The sequence below is a fragment of the Microcystis sp. M113S1 genome, assembly GCF_020246945.1.
In the GTDB taxonomy this organism is placed as follows: Bacteria; Cyanobacteriota; Cyanobacteriia; order Cyanobacteriales; family Microcystaceae; genus Microcystis.
The window spans coordinates 1-5,484 of the sequence record NZ_JADBSA010000409.1 but is presented as its reverse complement, the minus strand read 5'-3'; the positions used below and the strand labels follow the sequence as shown (position 1 = coordinate 5,484).

The following is a 5,484-nucleotide window of genomic DNA, read 5'->3' as shown; positions in this document are numbered from 1 at the left end:
TAGTGGCTTGGAAACAAGCTTTATCAATTTATTCATAATAAATATTGGCAGAAGATTAAAGATTAGTTATTGTGACTAACTCTTTTGATTAGAACAAGAGAAACTTGAGAATTTTCGGTCAAATTTATTGACTCAAAATCAGCTGTACTTAATTTAAATGAATCAACCCTACCGTCATAGGGGGGTCACACACCAGAGAAAAAAATGAAGAGGCGTAAAAGGTAAAACGTAAAAATAAAAAATATTATCCACTATCAAATAGTAAAAAAGGATTCTTTTAATGCTAAAAATATCTAATCTTTCGGCTAATTTTGAGCGCGGGGGGGTTTACATCCCTCATGGTGAAAGTGAAATAACCGAAAAAGATTGGCAAACTTTTCTTGCCAATGCCACCGATGACACGATAAAATTAATACTTAGAACCGGGGCTTTAAGTGCCACGGAAGTGGCAGAGTTGCCTGAGAACCTAAACTCTTTTAATAATCCCAAAGAAGCCAGAAAGATTCTTTCTAAAACGACCGATTCTAGCCTCTTGAAAAAATGGCTGTGGGATGCTCATCGTGCCGAAAATCTTTGGAGGCAAAGGGCATTAATACGCGAACGGATGAGCTTTTTAGGACACGCCCCTAACTGGACTGATCTAGAAAAGCAACAGCTAGATAGCTTCGCCTCATGGCGGTATTTTGATGCCTATCGCCGATTGATTGATGTAGATATCCCCGATAGAATCGGGGACGGGCATAAACAGGAAGCCGAACGGCTAAAGCTCGAAAAAAGCGAGAAAAAAGCCGAAATATATAAAGAATATCAAGAAAAGCTCAGGGGGCTAGAAAAATGCAGTTAATTTTGGTGAAACAAGGACAGCATCGTTAATCAAGAAATTTAGCGAAAAATAGCCAAATAACGCAAAAAATAGCCATTTTACAATTATTAATCAACTGGCTATTTTCTTTTAAAGTAATTATGGTAAAAATTACCATAATTACTTGTGGGACTAACCTAAACTAACCTATTTAAATATATGAACAAAGGTTCAGATGTTGCGAAAAAACTTTTAAATAACAGGCAAACAAGAGCGATTGAGTTACTACTGGCGGGAAACTCGAGCGCGTCCACTTGCCAGATTATGAAATGTAGCAATAGCACTCTAGACGGTTGGCTCCGGGATGCTAATTTTAGAAGTGAATTAAGTCGCGGGAAACAAATAATTTTCGATCGCATTGTGTCGAAAATGTCTAGTGTGGCAACCCTAGCAGTTGAGACTTTAGAAGGTATCCTGCTAGACGAAAATCAACCCGCTCCGGTTCGCGCTAACGCGGCGAAGATCATTTTAGAAAATTTAAACAGATACAGATTAGCCGACCTTAGCGATCGCATGATTGCCATAGAAGAGCAATTGCAAACAAGTGAGAATGAGAGGATAATTGACTGTGAACAAATTTAAATCAGAGATAGCTAGAATCAGCAAGAAATTAGCCCAAAAAAGGGAGTATAGGGAAAACTCCCATTCTCAGGAAAATAGGGCAAAATTCGCCGCAATGAGTGATGACCAGTTAAGGGATTGGGGAATGAATTACATTAAAGCTAATCCCACGCCCATCCCACCGGCATGGGATGATCTTAGCGAGCATCAGGCGATCGAGGCTTGGAATTTATTCGCTTTTCAGGGGATACCAATGACGACCGCTATAAAACGGGTTGCGGCTTGCTGTCACCCTTGAAACTCATACGCAGTAAGGTTTTTAGCTACTTTGACGTATTGTCAAGCTCCCGCCCTAAAGTATCCGAACTCCCCACCGTCAAGTCCACACAAAACCCTTACTGAGTATGGGTTTAGGGGTTTTTAGGGGTCTGGTTACGGCCACCAACTCCCCACAATCGAAAAGCCCGAAAAAGACCCTATCCCCCTATCCAAGCTATCTTTTTTCCGTCCCGGCTAACCTTTACCCGATCCTGATAAAGTGCGGGGATTTCTCCCTTTTTTACCCAATAGGTTAGGGTGCTAGGCGATTTTAAACCGAGTTCTTTCGCGATCGCTGAGTGGGTTTTGGGGATGGTCTTAGTCGCTGGTTCGATCGCACCCGTTCCCGACTCAATAGATGAGTCAGTTTCTACTGGTTCTACTGGTTCTGCTGGTTTCTGAACGGGTAAACGCGAGTTCGGTTCATCGGGGGGATGGGATGCGATCGAAGCCTCTCGCTGTAGCTTAAGCAGTGGTTCCATATCATCTAACTTACCATCTAAACTAGCATCTAATCCATCATCTAACCTTGTTTCTAACCTTGCCAGTCTCTCAGATAAATCACCGATCAACTTTCCCACAGTAGCATCTAACCTCTCATCTAAGATACCATCTAACTCTGATTCTACAAGGGTTTTAAGCTTACCCTCTAACCCATCATCTAAGCTTGCATCTAAGCTACTGCTTAAGCCTTCATCAAGTCGGTCGGTTAGGAATTGTTTCGCGGCTAAATTGTCGGTAAGGGACGGGTAAAGCGATCAAATTTTGTCGAGATAGCGATCGCTGATTGAAAAAGAAATTACTTTGCTCATAGCATCTAATCTAATCTTGAATGATATACTTATCATAGCATCTAAGATTCCCATCTAACACAATCATCTAAGCTTAGATGATAGGTTAGATGGTAGCATCTAATAGAGACACTTTTGGCACTCGATCGCATCCTAAGCCTCACGATGAATCACCCCTAAACCTTTTTTCCGTGGGTTTTAGGGGCATTTTTGAAGGGGTTTTTAGAGACTTAAACTAAACCATCGAGAATATCTGTCACTTCCCCTTGATGATTGCGGCGATTGTCGTCGTAAATTAAGAGGGTGTTAAGGCTAGAATGACGGCTTAATTTTTGAACCCGCCTAACATCCCCGCCGGTAGCCTCTAGCGCGGCCGTGATACTGCTATGGCGGATCCGGTGAGGACTCATCACCTTAGTTATCCCGGCATCCTGACAGCGAGATTTCACAATATTGTAAATGCCTTGAGGACATAACCGTCCGTCCCTGTAACCAGCATTAACCGAAACAAACAAGGCTTTATCGGGGTTAGTTTCCCCCCTTGCCTCTAACCATGCCTCGATCGCATTAACCGTTCCACTACCAAGTGAGACAATCTCTGACTGATTCCCCCGCCCCTTGCCAAAAATTCTTAAGGTTTTGGTCACGGGGTCAAAGTCCCCGATATTAGCCTTAGACACTTCTGATCTTCTCCGGGCATTACTCCAAAGAAGCATTAAGAGGGCGTAATCCCTGATTCCCTTTAGGGAAGTGCGATCAATCCCCCCTAGCACTCGCTTAAATGCCTCCGGGTCAATGCCCGTGGTATCTCGATAAGCACACAGCTTCTCTCCCTTGACCGCTTCTAACATAAACTCACAATGACCGCAATTGTAAGAAAAAGCGACTAAAGACTTGATAGCCGCTAATCTTCTATTAATAGTCGCTGATTTAAGATTATTTTTGATTAAATCCCCCTTATAGCAAGAGACTAGGGCATAAGCCCCATGTCGATCGAGCGTTAAAAACTTCCCTAATTCCGTCCCAATGTCTGAGAGAAAATTCTCGATGTCTTTTTGGTACACCCGGCGGGTGTAATGCGATCGCTTAGTATTTAACCAATCGGTTAGAACCCTATCCCAATCGGTAACAGGGGGAACCGGGGATAGGTGAGAAAGTCGAGAATTTAGTAGTACAAGGTTATCAGACATCTTGCGAAAAGGTTTAATTATCAACACATTGCTAAGGATTCCCAGAAAAAAAAGATCGCCACGCTGCTGTTCCGATCGCTCCTGCTAAAAGGACGATTAATGTCCAGACCTGATTTTTCTGGGTTCCCTCAACCTCTTCTAACCTTTTATCCATGCCCTCGACTTTCTCAGTCAGTTTGGCTTGTCCTATCTCTAACTTGGTTAGCCGGTCATCTACCCTGTCAAACCTCTCATCTATCCGTTTTTCAAGAGAATCGACTTTTTGGCTAACTTCCTTAATGCTGTCTTTGATTTCCCTGAGAATGGCTTCAAGGGAATAGGTCACGGTTTCGTTAGACATTGCCTAAACCCCTATCTTTTCGTTGATGCGATCTCTCCTACCAATTCAGTGCGTAGCGAAGCGATCGCTCTCGCTAAGTCTTCACGGGTAATTAAATCGGTATCAGTCTGATCGGTTTTAATGTTAAAAGGATAAACATCGGTCTGATCCTCAGATAGGGCATTAATACCTAATCGGATAAGGTGAATGATGACCGGGGTTATCTCAGGTTTCCCAGATATATGATGAATAGGCGCGTTAAAGCGATCCGCCGCTAAGTTTTGAATGGTTTCGAGTAAATCGTTAGGGAGCCTTAAGTCGATCCGAGTGCTGCGGGTTGATTGTCTCATTATGAACATCAGGATACTATCACTATCACTATATACCTTTTATCCTGATGTATCCTGATAGATAAGCTTTTGATATACCGATTACCTATCTTGATATTTTTTACTTATATCCCGATAAACTCCTTGACATTCTGATATGTATCGGGATACTATACAGACATAGAAAAAAGCAATCGAACGACTACCAATCAATGCGATCGCTTTTCTCCCAACAAACACCATAGGATGATAACACGATGAAGTTAGCTACAGCAATATTGACCAGCGCACCGCGAACGGTTGAGACAAGATACGGTAGTAAAACGGTGATTGACGCGGTAAGAACCGATAATAACGAGACGATAACCTTATGGCGGACCGCCAATGATTCTTACTGCCAAAAGCTAGGCAAAAATAGCCGGGTAAGCGTTGCGATCGACAGTAAAAACAAACCATCTTTAATTGAAGATGAAGCGATCGCAACCGACAATTTACCCACCTCACCGATTTCGGTAAAACCAGTTTACAACCATAAAATCGAGCAAAATAGCGAAAAAACGAGCGATTGTGAGCATTTTTTTCTAAGCCCTAATCGAAAGCGCGAGATAGCGGCTTATATTGCCACAATGAAGGATTTATATGGATATTGCTTGCAACAAGCTGACAGCCTAGGCGTGATAGGTGAGGATCGCCGTGCGATCGCAACAACTCTCTATCTCTCGGCTCAGAAAAAATTCTCGCTCTAACTAATTAGGAAACTGGGGGATATTCCCCCCATTTAGGAGAGAAAAAAATGACCACAAAAGAATTAAGCTTCACGGACAAAAGAGAGGCTGATCTAATCGATTTTCTGCTAAATACATCACAAACTCAGGAGGCTCCAATGAAATTCAGTGCTTTTTTAAATTTAGGCAATATCGAGATAGAATTTGAGGCAAAATCACGGGGTGAGGCTGAAGCTTATCTTAAGGACTTATAGAATCCATTTGGTATCTTTTATAATGTAGATGCCCTTGCTGAAAAGGTGACGCGAAAACCTTGTCCATTATAGGTTTCAGGGGAGAGAGTCTCTAGCCTGCGCGAGCGGCAATACTTTAGTCGGAACCCCGTTTTG

9 protein-coding genes are annotated in these 5,484 nt (G+C 42.5%); 5 read left to right on the top strand and 4 right to left on the bottom strand.

Annotated elements, in window-relative coordinates; translation table 11 throughout:
• Positions 1-280: 280 nt before the first annotated feature.
• The 3 genes from IM319_RS20855 (at position 281) to IM319_RS20845 (ending at position 1,721) form a co-directional block, all read left to right on the top strand.
• Positions 281-844: a hypothetical protein gene (locus IM319_RS20855; RefSeq protein ID WP_287736780.1), complete on the top strand. Its 564-nt coding sequence runs from the start codon at positions 281-283 to the stop codon at positions 842-844.
• 282 nt (positions 845-1,126) lie between these two features.
• Complete coding sequence (locus IM319_RS20850) at positions 1,127-1,444, top strand: hypothetical protein (protein ID WP_287736779.1); 318 nt, start codon at positions 1,127-1,129, stop codon at positions 1,442-1,444.
• A complete protein-coding gene (locus IM319_RS20845; RefSeq protein WP_287736777.1) occupies positions 1,431-1,721 on the top strand; it encodes a hypothetical protein in 291 nt (96 codons plus the stop codon). The genes IM319_RS20850 and IM319_RS20845 overlap by 14 nt, the downstream gene beginning before the upstream one ends.
• A gap of 178 nt (positions 1,722-1,899) precedes the next feature.
• Here the strand turns inward: IM319_RS20845 and IM319_RS20840 are convergent, their stop codons facing one another.
• The 4 genes from IM319_RS20840 to IM319_RS20825 all read right to left on the bottom strand — a co-directional run bounded on the left by IM319_RS20840 (position 1,900) and on the right by IM319_RS20825 (position 4,391).
• Positions 1,900-2,322 carry a hypothetical protein gene (locus tag IM319_RS20840; RefSeq protein WP_287736775.1) on the bottom strand — a complete coding sequence of 141 codons (423 nt, stop codon included), beginning with the start codon at positions 2,320-2,322 and terminating at the stop codon, positions 1,900-1,902.
• Between the two features lie 440 nt (positions 2,323-2,762).
• Entirely contained in the window at positions 2,763-3,722 is a 960-nt protein-coding gene (locus IM319_RS20835; RefSeq protein ID WP_287736774.1) for a tyrosine-type recombinase/integrase, read from the bottom strand.
• Between the two features lie 31 nt (positions 3,723-3,753).
• Positions 3,754-4,062: a DUF4164 domain-containing protein gene (locus IM319_RS20830; protein ID WP_287736772.1), complete on the bottom strand. Its 309-nt coding sequence runs from the start codon at positions 4,060-4,062 to the stop codon at positions 3,754-3,756.
• Between the two features lie 11 nt (positions 4,063-4,073).
• On the bottom strand, positions 4,074-4,391 hold the full coding sequence (locus IM319_RS20825) for a hypothetical protein (protein WP_287736770.1): 318 nt from the start codon (positions 4,389-4,391) through the stop codon (positions 4,074-4,076).
• Positions 4,392-4,627: 236 nt separating this feature from the next.
• Here IM319_RS20825 and IM319_RS20820 point away from each other — a divergent pair, with 236 nt between their 5' ends.
• Together IM319_RS20820 and IM319_RS20815 are read left to right on the top strand one after the other, a co-directional pair.
• Positions 4,628-5,116 carry a hypothetical protein gene (locus IM319_RS20820; protein WP_287736769.1) on the top strand — a complete coding sequence of 163 codons (489 nt, stop codon included), beginning with the start codon at positions 4,628-4,630 and terminating at the stop codon, positions 5,114-5,116.
• Positions 5,117-5,163: 47 nt separating this feature from the next.
• The gene (locus IM319_RS20815) at positions 5,164-5,349 is read left to right on the top strand and encodes a hypothetical protein (RefSeq protein ID WP_287736767.1); all 186 of its coding nucleotides are present in this window, start codon (positions 5,164-5,166) and stop codon (positions 5,347-5,349) included.
• Positions 5,350-5,484 lie beyond the last annotated feature (135 nt).